The sequence below is a fragment of the uncultured Winogradskyella sp. genome (genome assembly GCF_947498005.1).
Taxonomy (GTDB): Bacteria; Bacteroidota; Bacteroidia; order Flavobacteriales; family Flavobacteriaceae; genus Winogradskyella.
In genome coordinates this window covers 340,092-358,820 of the sequence record NZ_CANMIW010000001.1, presented here as the reverse complement: position 1 = coordinate 358,820, position 18,729 = coordinate 340,092, and the positions used below count along the sequence as shown (strand labels likewise).

The following is an 18,729-nucleotide window of genomic DNA, read 5'->3' as shown; positions in this document are numbered from 1 at the left end:
ACTGATATGAAAAAACCATTACTATTCGCAATTCTTTTAGTCTTATTTTCTACTATTGGCTTTGCGCAGCAAATACAACAATCCGCAGATTGGCCAAACAGTCAATGGACGTTATCTGGTACTTATGATGCTAATTACCTTTATGAAGATCCCACAGGAACAAGTGAATCTTTTTCTTTTGATGATAATCTTGCTGGTGGTTCATCCGTAAATAATGTTGCTGTAGAGTCTCCAGTAATTAATTTAAATGCCGCTTTTACAGCTAACGAAACAGAATTATTTGTTTCGTTTCAATATGTGCTAAATATTTATCAGGCAGAAACTTTACATCTTCAATATTGGGATACTGACTCTAGTGAATGGGTTAATTGGGGAAGTCAATTATCTGAAAACTCACCTAGTACTGTTAATTTTTGCAACGGCACGCCATCGTCTTATATCAGTGATGAATTAGATATTTCTAATTTTTCTAGCACTCAATTATCTGGATTTAAATATCGAATATTTTACAATGACAATACATCCTTTGGTTGGGGTTTTTGTGTTAATTCTGTAAATATTATTTCTAGTGTACCACCTGCATGTCCGAGTATAAATTCATTAACCATTAATAATGTAACCGCAACATCGGCTGATGCAAATTGGATAGCAGGAGATACTGAAACCAATTGGGAAGTAGCAGTATATCTTGCGTCAGAGCCACTTCCATCTTCCGGAGTACCAACGGCTTCCAGTCTTTATACTATTACAAATTTATTACCAGAAACCGATTATATAGTTTGTGTAAGAGCCGATTGTAATGTGGAAGGTTTTAGTGGATGGGAATGTCAAAATTTCACAACTGGTGTAGACACATCTGGTTTTCCTGTAATATTTACAGCAAACTCAATAAATACAACAGGATCTTACGATATTGCATTAGTGGATTTAAATGGCGACTTTTTAGACGATGTTGTATCAGTTAGTTCAAGTAATATTAACATACACTATCAATTATCCTCAGGTGGATTTAATGTTGTAAATATTGCTACCACTATGGCAGATAATGCGCCTAACTGGAGCTTAGCGGCTGGCGATTTTGACCGTAATGGGTTTAATGATCTCGTTTATGGCGGAGGATCTGGTGTAACTTTTATGAAAGCCAACAGCACTGGTACTGGTTATTCTGAAATATCAGGTGCTGATTATGTGTTTTCACAGCGTTCTAATTTTGTAGACATTAATAACGATGGTCACTTAGATGCCTTTGTTTGTCATGATGTAGATGCTAACGTTTATTATATAAATGATGGGTCTGGTAATCTAAGTTTCTACCAAGGTAGAAGTGCTGGTGTAGTACCAAATGGCTTAGGATTAACACCTGGTGGAGGAAACTACGGAACAGTATGGATAGATTTTGATAACGATAGAGATATGGATATGTTTATCGCAAAATGTAGAGGAGGCTCTACAACTATTAGTACAAATGAGTTATGGCGAAATGACGGTAATGGTGTTTTTGTTAATGTAGCAGATACAGGTTGGTACGACTCAAATTATCCAACAGATGGACATAATAACTCTTCTAATCTAGGAGATAATGTACAAACATGGTCTTCTGCTTGGGCAGATTTTGATAATGATGGCGATATGGATGTATTTGTAGGAGCGAGTAGCTCTACTAATGGAAATTCAAAATTAATGCGAAACAATGGCGACGGTACATTTACTGATGTTACATCTGGTTCTGGCGTCTTAGATGCACAAATGGGAATTGAGAATGCACCTGCCGATTTTGATAATGATGGATTTGTAGATGTCTTATCTAATGGCGACATTTTATTTAATAATGGCGATTTTACGTTTACAAATTATTCTGAAAACATGCCTTCAAGTGGAGCTATTGGTGATACCAATAATGATGGTTTTTTAGACGTGTTTAGAAACGGGAATATTTTTATTAATAACACCAACGCCAACAATTGGGTTAAAATAAACACTATTGGTACAATGAGTAATATTAATGGTATTGGTGCTAGAATTGAAATCGAAACCGCTTTAGGTACTCAAATTAGAGATGTTAGAAGTGGAGAAGGTTTTGAGTTTATGAGCTCATTAACTGCGCATTTCGGAATAGGAACTAATACAGCTATTAATAGTATTACAATATATTGGCCATCTGGTAATGTAGATTTTATTGAAAATCCGGCAATAAATACAACACATAACATTACTGAAGGTTCTGCACTAAGTGTTATTGACGAAACACTAACAGATCTTACCATATATCCTAATCCTGTAGAAGACGAATTAAATATTGAAACTACTGCAGATATTACCAATAAAATAGCAACAATTTTTGATATTAATGGTAAACGTGTTCTAAACCTTAAATTGAATTCAAACTTAGTTGATGTTTCAAGTTTAACAAGTGGAGTTTACTTTCTAAGATTAGAATCTAACGGAAAAATTATGAAACGAAAGTTCATAAAGAAATAAACCCTCATATTTTAAATATTAAAGGAAACCGTTTGAGAAATCAAGCGGTTTTTTTATGCAAATTAATTTTTTGAAAGACATATCTTTGCATTATGCTTCAAGTAAAAAATGTCACTTTTGGATATTCTAAAACTAAGATTTTAAAAGCGGTTGACTTTAAAGTTGAAGCTGGAGAAAATCTTGCCATAATTGGCGAAAGTGGCTCAGGAAAAAGCACACTTCTCAAACTAATTTATGGCGAATACGATTTAAAACAAGGTCATATTTTTTGGAAAGACGAAGAAATCTTAGGGCCAAAACACAATTTGGTTATTGGTTACGATTTTATGAAATACGTGACTCAAGAATTCGACCTTATGCCTTTCATTACGGTTGAAGAAAATATAGGTAAATACCTCTCTCGTTTTTATCCTGAAGAAAAACAAAAACGTACAAAAGAACTTATAAAAGTTGTAGAACTTGAAGCTTTTGCCAACACCAAAGTAAAATTACTAAGTGGTGGACAAAAACAGCGTGTAGCTATAGCGAGAGCATTAGCCAAACAACCCGAAATTCTTCTACTAGACGAACCGTTTAGCCATATTGATAATTTTAAAAAACAATCGCTTAGACGTAGTGTTTTTAAATACTTAAAAAACAATAATATTGCTTGCTTGGTTGCCACACACGATAAAAATGATGTACTAGGTTTTGCAGACCAATTACTCGTTATTCACGATTCTAAAATTATAGAAAAAGACACACCACAACATATTTACAATAATCCAAAAACACCTTTAATAGCCTCGTTTTTTGGGGAATTTAATGTCATTGAGCCTTTTGGTATTGTATATGCCAATCAAATTAAAATTGTAGCACAATCCGATTTAAAGGCAGTAGTAAAAACGGCTTATTTTAATGGTAGTAATTGGCTAATTGAAGCTGAATATGAGTCTGAATCTATTTTTATTGAACATTCTGAGCTAATAGAATCAGGTACAGAAATTTACTTTGTGGTTTCTTCGTAATTCTTGATAGAAGCTTTCAATTTTTTAAACATACGGTTTCTCAATTTTAGCGGTTTCAAAACCTCTATACTATCACCAAATCCTAAAATAAGTCGTTCTAACTCAAAATTAATTTGAACAAAAATATTAAAAACAACACCATCTTTCGTTGTTTCAATTACACGTTGTGTGGAATGAAATGGCTTCGTAATAACATAAGGAGCATTTTTATGGTCTATTTTAAATTGAATACGTTGTGCTCTAGAATTTGAGACCGTTACACCAACCACATCCTTATAATAATCATCACCATCTATTTTAAAATCCTGATAATCTTCATTTTCTAGCTTTAGTATTTCAATCATTCTATCTAATGCCAATGTGATAAACTTTCCTTTCTGACTTCCTAATAAAAACCATCTATTATTAAATTCTTTAAGCAATTGCGGATGCACTGTCATTATGCTCGCTTTTCTTGCTTTAAATGACTGATAAGATACTTCAATAACTTTTTTATTCTGAATAGAATCATATAAAACATCAATATATTCAAGACCTTTCAATTGTTCATTCTTATCTAAATGAATTATAGCTCGCTTGTCTTTTTGTGATGAGTTTACTGAATCTTCTAAGCGTTGTAAAACACCATCCATTTCTTTAAATAAAGAAAAATCTTTAAACTGTTTAAGTAACTGTATTGCCTCATCCATAACTTTCACGTCCTTTTCAGTTACAGGAATATTAATAATGCTATAATCGGCATCATCGTACTTATAATACTTTCGGTCGTAAACTACAATTGGTGCATTGTAACCTAACTTGTCGCTACGCATCATTTGCAAATCTAATTGTACAGTACGTTTGCTAACATCAATATCTTTGCCTTCGTATTCGTAAAGCGCATCAGAAACGGCTACTATTAAATCATTAAGTGTCCATTGTCTAAAATGATTCTGAAGACATTTATCAATGGTTTTATATCTTATTAATGCGTTTTTATTTACTGCCATAATTATTGATTACATGTATTACAATACAGATTTTTAACTCCATCTTTTCTTAAATTCTGAAAATCTTTATCTATCCATTTGCACCATCTTTCTTTATTAAATTTAATGGCTCGTTTATGAACCCTTAATAACAAACTTTCATCAGAGTCATTTTGATAAGCAACAAATGTTTTTACAAATACAAAAGCTGAGCTTTCGTCTAATTTGTTATTGTCAAATCTTTCTGCAAGATTATTAATAGTTAAATGATACATACTCCATCTATTGAAGAACAAACTTAAGTCTGTTTCATCTTCAATATTTTGCGCTTGACTTCTAAAATAATCTGTAATGAACTTGAAAGATTCTTCAATTTTAGAACTAAAGTTTATTTGAGCATAATACTGAATACTAGCCATATGGTAGTTTAAAAACAAAGGATTTACTTTGTCTTCATTTTTATAACTTTCAAATAAAGGTTCTACCTTTTCAGGATGCATAACTTTAGAAAAATCATCTAAATTAGTATCCCAATCACTTAGTAATCGTCTCGAGGTTATTGCGTAAAGATTAAGTAGATTTTTTTGAGCAGCCTCAGATAATAACTCAGGTTTAGACAACCAATTTCTAACAAAAAACACAATATTATCTAAGGAATAAAAGTATACGTTCTTTAATAGTAATGCTGATACATTTTGCACCAATTTTGGTTCATCAAATAAATTATCTAATACAAATTCTTCATTTAGAAAAAGATTGCTTTCCTCCTTTAAATACATCTCTGCCAATACTTTATTTACTAAATCATAATTTTCATTCAATATGGCATCTACTAAGTTATAATGTAACACTAATGGGTCGTCTAATTTCCAATTTCCATTGAGGTAAATAATAGCTTTAGAACGTCGTTGTAAGCTGAGTGCTTCTTTCCAGAATTCATTTTTATTATCAGCTAAATATTGTTTTATTTTAGGTTTATGGTTACCTAAAGTATTTTCTAATCCCAATAATTCGGTTTGGTAATAGCATAATTCCCAATTTTCCTTGGCATCAATCTTAAAGGCTTCAGGTTTAATATTTAGTTTACCTTTTAAATAATTCTTTATATAATCCGCACGTTTACTGTGAAGCATGTTGTTCGTTTTTGAATTACCATCTACAGAGGTATAACTCTTTATGTCTATTGAATGAATCTGCTCAGGTTCAATCTCAAGCATTGGATTTGTAACCGGAATGATTTTTCCGCTTTTAAAATCAAAACTCACTTCATAGATGCCATTTACACCCTTCGTTTTTAAAGCAACTTTAGGTGTGTAAATCTCTGGTTTAATATCTCTTAACTCATACCTTTTGCTTGGTATATGACAAGGAACGTTGTAACTACATTTTTTTCCGTCTTTAATTAAAATAATGTTTGCACTGAGTGTTTTACCTCTAAGATGTTCCGGAATTTCTCCTAGAGATACAATTATCCTTTTTGGGTTTTCTGCTGTGTTATTCGCAAATAACTCATCTCTATAAACAGGTTTTAACATTACACCTTCGTAAATATCGGAAGCATCTAGTCTATTTTCTTGGCCACACATTAATTGATTTCTATCTATTAAATCTATAGCGAAACCATCATTTTTATTTTCAATAATTTCATGAAGATTTTCAACACTATGATAACCCATTATCACTTCATTATTAATAATTGTTAATCCATTACCAATGTTTATTATAATATTACTTTTATTTCCTACAAGGTCGTCGCAAGTAGCATCAGTGCTCTGAACAGCAAATGCATTATCAGAAAGTTGACCATCAATTATATAACCTTTTTTACCAAAAACATGTGTCGCAAAAACACGTTTAGTAGTTGTATGATAGCCAAATCCAAAATCGGCATAGTAAAATGAATCCGAAATCATATTGGCATAATGACCTGGCGAATTACGCCAAGACTTAAACATCTCGTAAGCCAATCGTTCTAATTCAGATTTATTTAATGGTAGTTTTTTAGGTCTTGTATACAGAATGTTCTCACCAATATTAGTAAATGACTTATTGAAATGAAAAACGCGCTCTTTTGGATTGGGAAAATCAGTATTATGCTCCACATGATTAAGCGAATTACGACTAACCATATAATCAGTATGCAATTGTGCTGCTTTGGCTAAATCAGGATGTCTTTTAAGTGGATGCTTCCCTTTTGCCTTTCTTAATACATTAATTTTTTCTGTTAAAAGTTCTGATAATTTTTCTTTATCTGATGCCTTTAATTGTGCATTTACACATTGAAAACTACATAAAAATAAAAGGCTAAAACATAAAATGTATTTCATAAGATTGAGAGGGTTTAAAACTTAAATCACTAAACACACCACAACTATAATGCCTGAGTAAAACAACTTATATTTTATTACAACGCCTTGTCTAATTTAAAACAAAAAAAACACTACGCAAAAAGATTGCGCAACACCTAAAGACATTTGATTAAAATTAATAAAATGGAAACTTTAAAGTTGAAAATATTCGAAGTCTTGGTCAATAATATTACAATTGAAGAATTTGAAACATGGTTATATAATTCTGAAGAAATTATTTCAAAAATTAGAACTAATAAATTTATCTTCAAGGTAATAACTATCAACTACAAAAGTAAAAAATGGCGAATTCAACTTGAAGAATTAACATTCTCAAAATTCGATAAAGACGATTTAATTGTATTAATCATTGAAAAAGAATGTAATAATATAATTCACAGCGAAGACTATGATGAAATATATAAAAGTCTAAGTAAAATAATGATGCATTTTGAATATGAATCCGATTCTAAAACCATGTGGGATTTCTTTAGCTTATGGGATCAATTCGACTTAATTAAATTACAATACTACCCAAAAAACACATACTATTCAGATGTAAAAAAATTAGCTTTCGAAACATATTCTTTAATAAAAAATTGCCAAAATATTAGTCAGAAAAAGACAATTTTAAAATCAGGAAAAACCGGGATTTAAAACAACTCAGAACGTCAAAAACTTAGGGGTAAAACCACAAAAAGTATCAATATCTAAAAAATTATTTGCTTTTTTCAAAAAAAGTTAATACTTCGTATTAAGGGCATGAATTTTCTGAAACTGAAAAATTAAATTTTGTAAAGTCGAAAAAAAAGCTAAATATTTGCATCGCATTTCAACCAAAACACACGTTGAATTAAAAATTAGAAACTATGAGTTTATTTATAACATATCAAAACTGTCCAGAAGGAATACCGCCTTTTGTGATGCTTCGTGATTATCGTTAGATAAACTTTTCAAATTTATAAATGAAAAATCCGAAGCCAATTAAAAACTGTTTCGGATTTTTTGTTTTCAGTCATTAGCAAACCTGCTAAACACATTTCCACAAACAGTTATTACAAAAATATTATTCTGTCACTTCGAGAGCAATCGAGAAGTCGCACATTAAAACAAATTTTAAATGAAACATACACAATTCACATAGGCACAGATTCCTAATTGGGAGTAATTAATTGGAATCATTAAAATAGACAAAACAATTGTAAACATGTCTAATGAGACCAAAGCATATAAAAGGGCAAAAGGAAAAAGAAGTCCGTCGATTATTAAAACGTCAAAGTGAAATTTGGAAACTTCAGCGAGACCTAGGTTATATAAAACTAAAAGAACCTATTCGTCACGGTTGGTATAAAGAAATTGTTATAACAGAAAAAGTAGAGCGCTATAAAAACAAGGCAGCGATTCTAGAACTTTATAACAAAATTGAAAGGTATTATTGGGGAAGAACAAAAGAAGAAGCTGAAAACAAATGGCTAAATCAAACGTCAAAACACCTTATATACAAAGGGTTTCCAACAATTAGTAAAAAGCAATTTAATAAGATAAGATATAAGGCACAATGCATGTGTACTTCGTTTCAGTTTAGAAACGAAAACAAAAAGTTAAGAATTAGATTTTATATACGCATCCCAAAAGGAGCCTATAAAATTAAATATTCTAGAGCTTATATCACACACCGAAAACGTATTGACCCAAACCTTATTAGTGAAGATGAATTTATTGATTCGCAACTATTGAGAAAGGGATATTACAACATTAAAGAAGCTTTTTATCCTTGGAAAGACGATTGGAATTTAACCAATTACAAACAAGAAAAATTAAAAACAAAAAGACATCTCAATGAGCTCAAAAAATACGCTCTTAATGATGTCATCAACGAAACTATATCATGGGAAAACCATTAACAAAAACTAAAATAATACAAATAACCTCTGGTCGAGGTCCAGCAGAATGCTGTTGGGTTGTCGCTCAGATTCTAAAACAATTTTTAGAAGCTGTAAAAGACAATGGCATTGATTACAAAATATTACAACGCGAAAAAGGCATTGAAAACATGACGTTGCAATCTGTGACAATTCAGCTCAAAGGCAAAAGTCTAAATGTATTTTTAAGTCAATGGATAGGCACCATTCAATGGATAGGCATTTCAAAATTTAGACCAAATCACAAACGCAAAAACTGGTTTGTTGGTTTGTACGAAGTAAGCAAAAGCGAACAATTTGAAATTCTTGAAAAAGATATTACCTATCAAGCCACTAAAAGTTCTGGACCAGGCGGACAACATGTAAACAAAGTGAGTTCTGCTATTAGAGCCATTCATCAACCAACCAAAACACAAGTGCTGGTTATGGATAGTCGCTCTCAACATCAAAACAGAAAAATAGCAAAAACACGCTTGCAAGAAAAAGTAACAGAACTACAATTAGACGCCTTAAAATCTGGTATAAAAAACCAATGGAAAAACCACTTATCAATAGAAAGAGGAAATCCTGTGCAGGTTTTTAAAGGTTCCGATTTTAAAAAAAATGTAGTTGTAAAAGATTTTAAAAAACAACGATACGCACTAAAAAACGAATTGCGTAATCAATTAAATACTTAAAACCATGGACACTAATTTATTAAATAATTACGTGCTAAAAGCTATAGATGCTTATCCATACGAACTAGAAGAAACTGTAGAAAATCTAAACTACGCCTTATCCTACGAAGCCGATAATGCATACGCTTTGTATTTAATGGGTCGTTTACAAGCCGAACAATTTGGCGATTTTGAAAAAGCCAAGCAATATTATGCTGAAGCTTTGGCTAATAAGCTAGATTTTCACAAGGTGTATTCAAAATACATTCTGGTTTTAATGTGGAATGAAGATTACCAAGAAGCTCAAAAATTAATTGACTATGCTTTAACCGTAAAAGGACTAAACAAAGGCGAAGTTTACTTATTTCAAGGGCAACTTTATGAGGTTCTTCAAAAATATAAGAAAGCATTAAAAGCTTTAAAGCTCGCAAAAAAGCACGTGTACAATAACAGCTTTACAAGTTTCATCGATTCTGAAATTAAAAGAATCAAAAACAAAATGAAACCGAAAAAGACTAAAAAGTCTGAAAACAAAAAGAAGAAAAAAAAGAAAAACAAATGATTGTCATTTCTGCGCAGGCAGGAATCCACAATTAAAAATTAGAATTATGAAACGACAAGAATTATTAAAACGATTTCTAACAAGAACAGACAAAACAGGACGGTTTATAGTAAGTTCAAAAGTTACAGGTATTACCTATTTTATAGAACCCATAGACAACGGAAAACCAGATAAACTTTGGGGAGACGTTGACCCAGCAACAAATAAACTCACTGGAGATTATGGAAACAAAACTATTGGAGCTGTAAAGGAACAAGACTCTTTAATCACTGAAAATAATGGGTTTACAAACATTTTAACCTTCAAAGGAAGTCCCTTAGGCGTAATAGATAGTAGAGATAAAATGTATGAACGCAATAAAATTTAAAAAATATTTTACTACGCAAAAACATTGCGCAATAGTATAAAATATTTGCAGAGTAATTAATTAGAAGTCTTTTTGAAATCAGACTTTAAAGTAGTGCTCTGCCAGAACGAGGCATCTGGCAGAGCTTCATAAAAGTTCTTTAAAATTATTAGGAAGCATTGAGCAACTGGTTGGCTCGCCTGACTGTAAATCAGGTCTTTTATTAAGCTTGTAGGTTCGAGCCCTACTGCTTCCACATCAAGCAAGTCTTGTTAAGTGTTTCGGTATAGCACTATTGTATAAATCCTTACCAATTGGTATGAGGTTTTTATATTCAACTTGACTTGATACCAACGGGTTATTTGGTAAATAATAACCACCATCTATGTACACAGGTTCGAATCCTGTCTTCTCTAACGGGAAGTAGCTAAAGCGGTTATAGCAATAGATTCAATATGTAGGTTCGAGTCCTACCAAACCGAGTTTCGGTTTGTGGCGGAATTGGCAGACGCGCTGTATTTCGGTTACAGTTTGAAATGGAATCATAATCCATAATTAGTTAAAGAAGGTCACTTTTAAAAATAGACTACCAAGTGCGCCACACTTTAATTGGTAAAAACAAAGTGAACTAAAACTCGCAAACGCAATACGTTGCAAATGCAGTCTAGAAAACACCTTGAAATACTGATGTATTAAAAGCCGTTTGAGGTTTTCTTTTAAAGATTCATTTTTCAATAAACGATATAACAAAAACTGTTGTTTCAAAATTGATAAATCATCCAAGAAACAAAATTTAAAAACCCTTTAAATCGCATGTATTTCCGTAGTTAGAAAGATGGTTTTCTTTCGCTCTGTTAGTGAAACCCATTTTTGAAAAGTCTTTGGACGAATTCAAAAATGATGGTTGAACTAATCCCGCTGAAAAGCGGGATTTTAATGAATAGTCATTCTCATAAAGAGAATTCTATTATAAATGTTTAACCGTTCTGAAACAAAAAATAAAAACTTCAGAACAAAAAATTAGAAATCATGTATAGAGTAAGAATTCATGCAGGTACAGTAGGTTTAGTGTTTAAAAACGGTAATTACGCTCGCGTTATTACACCAGGAAAACATTGGATAAATTTTAGAGAGCAAGTCTTAAAATACGACTTATCACAAGCTTTCAGTGCACCAAAAGCATTAGAAATCTTGCTTAAAGATGAGACTTTAGCCAACATGTTGCACGTTGTAGAAGTAAAGGATAACGAAATTGTTTTACTTTACGAAAACAACAACTTTAAAAGCGTATTAAAAGCAGGTCGTTACACCTTCTGGAAGGGTTTAATAAACTACAAATTTGTCACTGCAGATTTAAGTAAAATCGAAATCACAGAAGACATCAAAAACGTCTTGTTCAGCAATATGCAAATGCGTCAACACATTAGAACGTTTGAAGTTGCAGCATACGAAAAAGCAATTATGATTGTTAATGATGAGTTTGTTAAAATCTTAGAACATGGTACTTACCATTTCTGGAGAAACGAGCAGACCATTAAAATATCTAAAGCAGATATGCGTCAATTGCAATTAGAAGTTGCAGGTCAAGAATTGTTAACCAAAGACAAAGCAACCGTTCGTATTAATTTCTACGCACAATACAAAGTTACTAATGTAGAAACGGCGTTAATGCATAGTAAAGACTACGAAAAGCAATTGTACATTATTTTGCAATTAGCATTGCGCGCATTTGTTGGCGCTTACACCTTAGACGAATTGTTAGAGCAAAAGGAAACGATTGCCAAAGCGGTTTTAGAAGATGCAAAAACACAAGCCAACAAGTTAGGTGTAAATGTGTTGCACGCAGGTTTGCGAGACGTTATTTTACCAGGCGACATGAAAGAGATTATGAATCAAGTATTGATTGCTCACAAAAAAGCGCAGGCTAATGTGGTCACAAGACGAGAAGAAACAGCCTCAACAAGAAGCTTGTTAAATACCGCGAAATTAATGGAAGACAACAGCATGTTGTTCAAGTTAAAAGAGATGGAATATGTTGAGAAAATTGCCGACAAAATTGGAGAAATTACAGTAGCCGGAAACGGAAACGTTATTGAACAATTAAAGGATATTTTCTCTGTGAATAAGTAGTGTTATGGCGTTACCCTCTTTCGCTAGCCAACGTCGCTAAAAGCTATGAAGGCTGTAGAAAAGCTTCAGAGGGTCGCGCTTTCCACTATATCTTTTTTAAAAAAAATAAAAAAGGATGCCGTTGCAATCGCTAACGCAGAGCAAGCTAAGGGCTTTATCACAGCAACGAGCATTTAAACACAAGAAAGACAAACAAAACAAAAGTTAAAAACTTAATTAAGTAAAAACTCAAGCCCTATATCAATTCGTAGAATTGAACGTCAAGACGCAGAATAGATGAAGAAAAGCTTCGAAATCAGGAGAACGCAGTTCGACGCGAAGTTTTCAAATCGGTTTCAGTTTGCAAAACTGAAAATTCCTTGGCTTGACCGTGATTTTTTGGTTCGTTTACTCGTGAATTTTCATTTTATGGAACTCGTGATGTGCTTCGCAGTTTGCATCAAGGCAAAATGAACGTAAAGAAAAAAATGAACGAAAGGCAAAAAACAATACCTACCAGGTTTTTGAAACCTTGCAGGATAAAAAAACAACTACGCAAAAACAATGCGCAATACACTATAATATTTGTAGTGTTATTAAAATAGATTCTGAAACAAGTTCAGAATGACAAAACAATAAAAATGAAAACAAATACAAAATTAACCGGTCACGATTTATTAGCCTTAGGTTACAGACAAGGCAAATGGATGAAAGACGCCTTAACTCATATCAACAAAAATGAATTAGAAGGCGACGCCTTAAACACATACTTAGCGCAATTTAAATCGCCAGACCCAATAGAATTACATAAAACGCCAATTGAATTTTCAATCAACATTAAAGCAGAAAACGAAGAAGAAAAAGACAATGTTGATAAAGTGATTAATTCCATGCAAACCTTAATGAAAACACCAACATTAGTAGATGGTGCTATTATGCCAGATGCTTGTCCTGCTGGGCCAGATGGAACAATTCCAGTTGGAGGTGTTGCAGTGGCCAAAAACGCCATTCATCCAGGAATGCATAGTGCAGATATTTGCTGTTCGGTAATGCTAACCGATTTCGGGAAAGCAGAACCAAAAGACATTTTAGATGCAGCACATGCTATAACACATTTTGGTCCTGGTGGACGCGATAGAGATTCACAATTTAGATTTCCAAAGGAATTATTAGACGCTTTTGAATCTAACTTTTTTTTGAATGATGGGAACATGCTTCAAATCGCAAGGTCTCATTTAGGAACACAAGGCGATGGTAATCATTTCTTGTTTGTTGGAACCTCTAAAAAAACAGGAAACACCATGTTGGTAACCCATCATGGTTCAAGAGGTCCTGGAGCAAGACTGTACACCAAAGGCATGAAAATTGCCGAACGTTTCAGAAAAGAATTATCTCCAGATACGAAAAAGCAAAATGCTTGGATTCCGTTTGAAACCGAAGAAGGACAAGCGTATTGGGATGCCTTGCAGATTATAAGAGATTGGACAAAAACCAATCACGAAGTATTGCATAATTCAGTAGCTGAAAATTTAGAAATTAAAATTGAAAACAGATACTGGAACGAACATAACTTTGTCTTTAAGGATGGCGATTTATTTTACCATGCTAAAGGCGCAACACCTTTAGATGCTAAGTTTATGCCAGATATTACAGGACCAAGATTGATTCCGTTAAACATGTCTGAACCTGTATTAATTGTTGAAGGAAACACCACAACTACTAATTTAGGTTTTGCACCACATGGCGCAGGAAGAAACGTGAGTAGAACACAGCATAGAAAAAGCAAAACAGGTACAACCATGCAAATCTTTAAAGAAGAAACACGTGGATTAGATATTAGATTTTTTTCAAAAGAAATTGATATTACTGAGTTGCCATCTGCTTATAAAAACGCCAAAGCGGTTAGACAACAAATGGACGAATTTAATCTAGGAAAAGTCATTGATGAAGTAGTGCCTTATGGTTGCATTATGGCTGGCGATTGGCAGAAAAATGCACCTTGGAAGATTAGGCGAGAGAAACGTAGAAACTCAAAAAAGAGAAATTAATCTTTAAAAATAAGACCTGCTAGTTTTCAATATCGAAAGCTTTCGGGACTGCAAGGTCTACAATTTAACCTTAGAAAGGGAAAAAGTGGGCTGACTTCGGTTGGTCTGCTTTTTAATTTTAAAAAACCTCTACTACCTTAAATTCATTCCCTCTAAAAACCATAGCATCATCAACACCTTTAGACAATAACAATTTTGCAATTGGCGTTGCGGCAGAAATGGCAAAATACTTTGTATTATCCACAATTAATTCACCTGCACTTACAGCAATAAAATAATTGGCTTGTGTTGTTTTTATTACAGAACCTAATGCTACTTTTTGGTGTTTAGCTTCGACATTTATTTTTTGAAGGATTTGTTTTTGCTTTTCAATTTCTGCTAATTGATGACCTGCTTTTTCGCGTTCTAATTGCAACATGGCTCTTCCAGTTTCATGCTTATCACCAGCACTACTTTTGGTTTCGGACGTTAGAGAAATTTGAATTTCAGTTATCGTATTACTGATAGCTTCAAAACGAGCATCTATAAAAGCGTGGCATTGATTGTATAAATCTTGTTTAACGTTCTTTGTCATTATGATGTCGCATTGGGTTATAAAGTGTTATTTCAAAATTAAATATTATCACTATTTAGAATGTCTTCCGTTTCCTTTTTTTGGAGTCCAAAGAAAATTTGGGAAACAATGTTTATATCCTCATTTTTACCTGAAAGGTTTCCCTTTATTTTAATCTGGTTAGTACCTTTTACTTGGCTTGCTTCTATATTTAAAACATCTAATAAAGAAAATAGTTCGTTGGCTCTTGGTATTTGAATATCATCTTGCAATCGATTAAAATTCGTATTAAATTTAAAAAAACTAGAGCTGTTTGTTTCATTAGTATCAACATGCGATTTTGCGGTATTAAAATACATTTTGCTATCTCGCTCTTCTGCATAAAAGGTGTAGTAAGGTATACTTAATAAAACGCTATTTACTATTGCACCTTGATTTATAAGATATGTATTTAGACTTTCATTTTTCTGAATCCCTAAGTCAATCGCAATTTTTGGCACTTCTTTTTCTTGTAGTTTTTTTACTTCTATTTTTTCAAAATTATCATCATACTTGTAACTTATAATAGTATCGTTTTGAAGTGTTCTTCCTTTAATTCCTAAACTAAAAACTCCATTTGATTTGTTTACTAATTGAGACACCTCTAAATTGTTTTTAGTAAAAAATGACAGGTTTTTTAGTCGATTTGTCAATGAGGATTTATGTTCCTCCTTGTTAAAATTAGCATCAAAATATAACTCTAATGAAGCGTCTTTTAAACCAGAATATGAATTGTTAGTTTTATAAGCATCTGTATCCTTTGTGAAAATATCGCCGCCTATTACGGCTTTGTTATCTTCAAAATTTAAGGTTATTAAACTTTCTTTATTTACAAACACAATATGGTCTGTTGCGTCACTTAACTTCTCAATGAGACTATGATTCTCGTCAGTGATAAGTTTATCTTTTAAGAGGACGTCTTCAAAAACAGTTTCTAATTTATCTAAAGGTGTATCTAAAGTTAAAGCTGTGGCAATTTTTTCTGAGTTCCAAGCTAAAATCAGTTTAGACTTTTCTAAAACTAGTGTTTTATAACCTTTTTCGTCACTTGTAATGGTACTAGATTTTTCTTTAGCATATTTTGTTATATACTTTTCAAAAGCCTCTGAATCTTCAATTTTAAACGTGGTAAAAAAGGTGTTATCAATACTTTTAATGGTATAAAAGGCTATTGAATATGGCTGTATGTCTACACCTATATCGTCATCTTTTTTTGAATCGTCTTTATCCTTGTCTTTGTATGATTTTGTGTTTTCCCAATAATAACTTGGCGATGTTAAGGCATCTAAAACTAGTGTTTTTGTAATGTTATGTACGCCAACTTTTATAACAGTTTCTGCATCTTTATGGATAACATTTAGTAAAACAGATGTTTTCTTAAAATGGGTATAACCAAAATACCCTAACAATACTAATAGAAGTATTGATAGGGTTATTTTTAGGAATTTTTTCAAAAGTATTTGAGTTTAAAAATTAATCCATTAACGCATTAATCATATTTAAAAAATAGGCTAAACTATTGCTATTTCCTTTTTCTGGTGTGTTTAAAATCATCTCACCTTCCATAGCGTTATTCTTAACTTTTCCTGTTTTAAAAATGACATCTTCTGTGTTTTCTGCAATAAAATCTATTCTTTCTTTAAAATCATTAGGCATAATTTCTCTTGGAAATGTAGCTGCGATTTCTTTACCATTTACATAGATTGCACTAGAGTTCTTTTTAATTAGGCTTTTATGTTTCCCGCTCACTTTACTATCGAATTTTCCGGTTTTAATTGCAACCATATCTTCAAAAGATGTTCCTAAAAGAATAGCATCATCCTTAAACATTACATTTAAAGCAAAAGGTAATTCATTTGTATTTAGCTGGTAAATTCCGTTAGCATTTAAAGTAACTTCGCCTCTACTTTCCTTTACTGCTATTTTCATTAATTTATGAAACAAATCACCTTCAGAAGACGTTACCATCATTAAAAAACCTGGTAATGTTTCCTTTTTAGTTTTAGTTACTTCTTCTCTTTCATAGTTTTCATCGTACTCATAAGTTGTATATGTTAATTCTCTTTCTTTCATTTCTGTAAGAACGAAAAGCATATCGCCTCTTAATATTTTTGCCGCACCTTCTTCATCTAATAATAAGGATAAAATGTCCATACCAATTGGCAAAAATTCTGCAACTTCGTTATCGTCATAACCTTCAAACATTTTGCTCATCATCTCCGGATAAGCTTCTAAAATGCCTTTTGTACTCATATTCACAGAAAAATATCCTAACATTTTATCTTCATTAAAGTATTTAAAAAAGTTAGAATTCATTTTACCATTATACATAGCCTCTGTGTATTTGGCCATTTCATTATTCATGGTATAATTTGTTTTTAGAGACACATGATTTTTCTCAAAATTAAGCTTAGAGCTAAGAGACATATCTCCATAAAACTTTTGAAAACCATTGTATAATCCTAAATAATCCGAACCTAAACCATAAGAAGCTTGTTGTAATATATCTGAATAAATAGAACTAAGATCACCAATCCAAGCTGTAGCTTCATCTTTACCATTGCCAACTGCTTTTACATATTTTGTATTTTTTAAAATAGAACCATTAGCATAATTTGCTTGCATTGTTGCTTTTGCATAGGCAATTAAAGCTTTATCGCTTATTAATTTTTTGGCTTCTCTCTCCTTCCTTAAATTCTCGTAATAATCATCATTATAAGAAGACGGCTCGTATTCCGTTGATTCTATAACCGTTTCTTCTATTTCTACTTCAGCAGATTCCATAACGATTTCTTCAACTTCTGTTTCTTCTATAACCGTTTCGTCATCACTTACAAAAGAATCTATAGTTAGCTTCTCAACACCATTTTCTGTATTGGTTGTTAAGGTTATGGTTTTGTATTGAGAACCCGATCTGCTTTTACTATTAAACTTAACTATAATTTCACCAGATTCACCAGGACTCATAGCAGTAACTGGATACTCTGGTACAGTACAACCACAACTAGCTCTTGCATCTGTGATAACTAAATCTGCATCACCTGTGTTTGTGAATTTAAAGGAATGAGAAACTTCGCTTCCTTGAGAAATGACTCCAAAATCATGATGATTTTCTGCAAACTCCATTACTGGATAAGAATATGCTTCATCTACCACGTCTTCTACTACAGCTTCTTCTATGCTGTAATCGTTATAACCATAATAATCGTTGGTGTATGTTTCTTGAGATAATGTAAATAGCAATACATTATCATTCCACATCATTACCATATTGTCATAAGAATCTACAAAATAAGACAAATCCCCTTCTGTAATTACATTCTTCTTTTCTCGTTCTGGCATTAATTTTTCAAAACCAGATTTATCCTTTAGAGGTACTAAAAAATTATGTTTTAAACTCAAAGAATCAGACGTCATAAAGTAATAAAAACTACGTTTTAAATCGAACCCTAATTCATTTAGGTTAGATACTTGTCCGTCAGTTTCTTTAATCATTTCTTTCAGGAAAACTTTTCCAATTTTTGAATTTTCAAACTCAGCTACAGAGACTAAATCAGTTACATTTTTTCCTTTTATAGCAATAACTGCTTTAGCATCCTTTGGTATTTTAGATATTAAATCTTGTGCGCCAATAGTTAATGTAATACAGAATAGATAGGTAAATAGTAATATTTTTTTCATGTGATAAGTTGG

14 protein-coding genes and 1 tRNA gene are annotated in these 18,729 nt (G+C 32.2%); 10 read left to right on the top strand and 5 right to left on the bottom strand.

The features are described from left to right. The first annotated feature begins 6 nt into the window (after nucleotides 1-6). Nucleotides 7-2,478, top strand: a complete 2,472-nt coding sequence (locus Q0891_RS01615; protein WP_299098314.1) for an FG-GAP-like repeat-containing protein — start codon at nucleotides 7-9, stop codon at nucleotides 2,476-2,478. Nucleotides 2,479-2,570: 92 nt separating this feature from the next. Beyond that, on the top strand, nucleotides 2,571-3,485 hold the full coding sequence (locus tag Q0891_RS01610) for an ABC transporter ATP-binding protein (RefSeq protein ID WP_299098313.1): 915 nt from the start codon (nucleotides 2,571-2,573) through the stop codon (nucleotides 3,483-3,485). Here Q0891_RS01610 and Q0891_RS01605 read toward each other — a convergent pair. Beyond that, nucleotides 3,464-4,474 (bottom strand): WYL domain-containing protein, encoded by a 1,011-nt coding sequence (locus tag Q0891_RS01605; protein WP_299098312.1) that lies wholly within the window; start codon nucleotides 4,472-4,474, stop codon nucleotides 3,464-3,466. The genes Q0891_RS01610 and Q0891_RS01605 overlap by 22 nt on opposite strands. A 2-nt stretch (nucleotides 4,475-4,476) precedes the next feature. Beyond that, nucleotides 4,477-6,780 (bottom strand): CAP domain-containing protein, encoded by a 2,304-nt coding sequence (locus Q0891_RS01600; RefSeq protein ID WP_299098311.1) that lies wholly within the window; start codon nucleotides 6,778-6,780, stop codon nucleotides 4,477-4,479. Between the two features lie 165 nt (nucleotides 6,781-6,945). On the opposite strand from Q0891_RS01600, the gene Q0891_RS01595 reads away from it, so the two are divergent. From Q0891_RS01595 to Q0891_RS01560, 8 genes are all read left to right on the top strand, one after another. Next, the gene (locus Q0891_RS01595; RefSeq protein ID WP_299098310.1) at nucleotides 6,946-7,458 is read left to right on the top strand and encodes a hypothetical protein; all 513 of its coding nucleotides are present in this window, start codon (nucleotides 6,946-6,948) and stop codon (nucleotides 7,456-7,458) included. A gap of 557 nt (nucleotides 7,459-8,015) precedes the next feature. Continuing rightward, nucleotides 8,016-8,705 carry a hypothetical protein gene (locus Q0891_RS01590; RefSeq protein ID WP_299098309.1) on the top strand — a complete coding sequence of 230 codons (690 nt, stop codon included), beginning with the start codon at nucleotides 8,016-8,018 and terminating at the stop codon, nucleotides 8,703-8,705. Beyond that, nucleotides 8,690-9,400, top strand: a complete 711-nt coding sequence (gene prfH / locus Q0891_RS01585; protein WP_299098308.1) for a peptide chain release factor H — start codon at nucleotides 8,690-8,692, stop codon at nucleotides 9,398-9,400. The genes Q0891_RS01590 and prfH overlap by 16 nt, the downstream gene beginning before the upstream one ends. A 4-nt stretch (nucleotides 9,401-9,404) precedes the next feature. Next, the gene (locus Q0891_RS01580) at nucleotides 9,405-9,941 is read left to right on the top strand and encodes a hypothetical protein (RefSeq protein WP_299098307.1); all 537 of its coding nucleotides are present in this window, start codon (nucleotides 9,405-9,407) and stop codon (nucleotides 9,939-9,941) included. 46 nt (nucleotides 9,942-9,987) lie between these two features. Further along, on the top strand, nucleotides 9,988-10,308 hold the full coding sequence (locus Q0891_RS01575; RefSeq protein WP_299098306.1) for a hypothetical protein: 321 nt from the start codon (nucleotides 9,988-9,990) through the stop codon (nucleotides 10,306-10,308). 151 nt (nucleotides 10,309-10,459) lie between these two features. Continuing rightward, nucleotides 10,460-10,543 (top strand) — tRNA-Tyr (locus Q0891_RS01570). A 773-nt stretch (nucleotides 10,544-11,316) separates the two neighbouring features. Then, nucleotides 11,317-12,417: a slipin family protein gene (locus Q0891_RS01565; protein WP_299098305.1), complete on the top strand. Its 1,101-nt coding sequence runs from the start codon at nucleotides 11,317-11,319 to the stop codon at nucleotides 12,415-12,417. A 620-nt stretch (nucleotides 12,418-13,037) separates the two neighbouring features. Continuing rightward, nucleotides 13,038-14,444: an RtcB family protein gene (locus Q0891_RS01560; RefSeq protein ID WP_299098304.1), complete on the top strand. Its 1,407-nt coding sequence runs from the start codon at nucleotides 13,038-13,040 to the stop codon at nucleotides 14,442-14,444. A 118-nt stretch (nucleotides 14,445-14,562) separates the two neighbouring features. Here the strand turns inward: Q0891_RS01560 and Q0891_RS01555 are convergent, their stop codons facing one another. From Q0891_RS01555 to Q0891_RS01545, 3 genes are read right to left on the bottom strand one after another with little or no spacing between them, the layout of a single operon-like run. Next, entirely contained in the window at nucleotides 14,563-15,018 is a 456-nt protein-coding gene (locus Q0891_RS01555) for a 3-oxoacyl-ACP synthase (RefSeq protein WP_299098303.1), read from the bottom strand. 38 nt (nucleotides 15,019-15,056) lie between these two features. Next, entirely contained in the window at nucleotides 15,057-16,490 is a 1,434-nt protein-coding gene (locus Q0891_RS01550; protein ID WP_299098302.1) for a hypothetical protein, read from the bottom strand. A 19-nt stretch (nucleotides 16,491-16,509) separates the two neighbouring features. Continuing rightward, entirely contained in the window at nucleotides 16,510-18,717 is a 2,208-nt protein-coding gene (locus tag Q0891_RS01545; RefSeq protein ID WP_299098301.1) for a DUF1573 domain-containing protein, read from the bottom strand. Nucleotides 18,718-18,729 lie beyond the last annotated feature (12 nt).

Bases quoted from the DNA above. Each gene is read 5' to 3' on its own strand.
- Q0891_RS01615 (WP_299098314.1), top strand. From the start codon at position 7: ATGAAAAAACCATTACTATTCGCAATTCTTTTAGTCTTATTTTCTACT.
- Q0891_RS01610 (WP_299098313.1), top strand. From the start codon at position 2,571: ATGCTTCAAGTAAAAAATGTCACTTTTGGATATTCTAAAACTAAGATT.
- Q0891_RS01605 (WP_299098312.1), bottom strand. From the start codon at position 4,474: ATGGCAGTAAATAAAAACGCATTAATAAGATATAAAACCATTGATAAA.
- Q0891_RS01600 (WP_299098311.1), bottom strand. From the start codon at position 6,780: ATGAAATACATTTTATGTTTTAGCCTTTTATTTTTATGTAGTTTTCAA.
- Q0891_RS01595 (WP_299098310.1), top strand. From the start codon at position 6,946: ATGGAAACTTTAAAGTTGAAAATATTCGAAGTCTTGGTCAATAATATT.
- Q0891_RS01590 (WP_299098309.1), top strand. From the start codon at position 8,016: ATGAGACCAAAGCATATAAAAGGGCAAAAGGAAAAAGAAGTCCGTCGA.
- prfH (WP_299098308.1), top strand. From the start codon at position 8,690: ATGGGAAAACCATTAACAAAAACTAAAATAATACAAATAACCTCTGGT.
- Q0891_RS01580 (WP_299098307.1), top strand. From the start codon at position 9,405: ATGGACACTAATTTATTAAATAATTACGTGCTAAAAGCTATAGATGCT.
- Q0891_RS01575 (WP_299098306.1), top strand. From the start codon at position 9,988: ATGAAACGACAAGAATTATTAAAACGATTTCTAACAAGAACAGACAAA.
- Q0891_RS01565 (WP_299098305.1), top strand. From the start codon at position 11,317: ATGTATAGAGTAAGAATTCATGCAGGTACAGTAGGTTTAGTGTTTAAA.
- Q0891_RS01560 (WP_299098304.1), top strand. From the start codon at position 13,038: ATGAAAACAAATACAAAATTAACCGGTCACGATTTATTAGCCTTAGGT.
- Q0891_RS01555 (WP_299098303.1), bottom strand. From the start codon at position 15,018: ATGACAAAGAACGTTAAACAAGATTTATACAATCAATGCCACGCTTTT.
- Q0891_RS01545 (WP_299098301.1), bottom strand. From the start codon at position 18,717: ATGAAAAAAATATTACTATTTACCTATCTATTCTGTATTACATTAACT.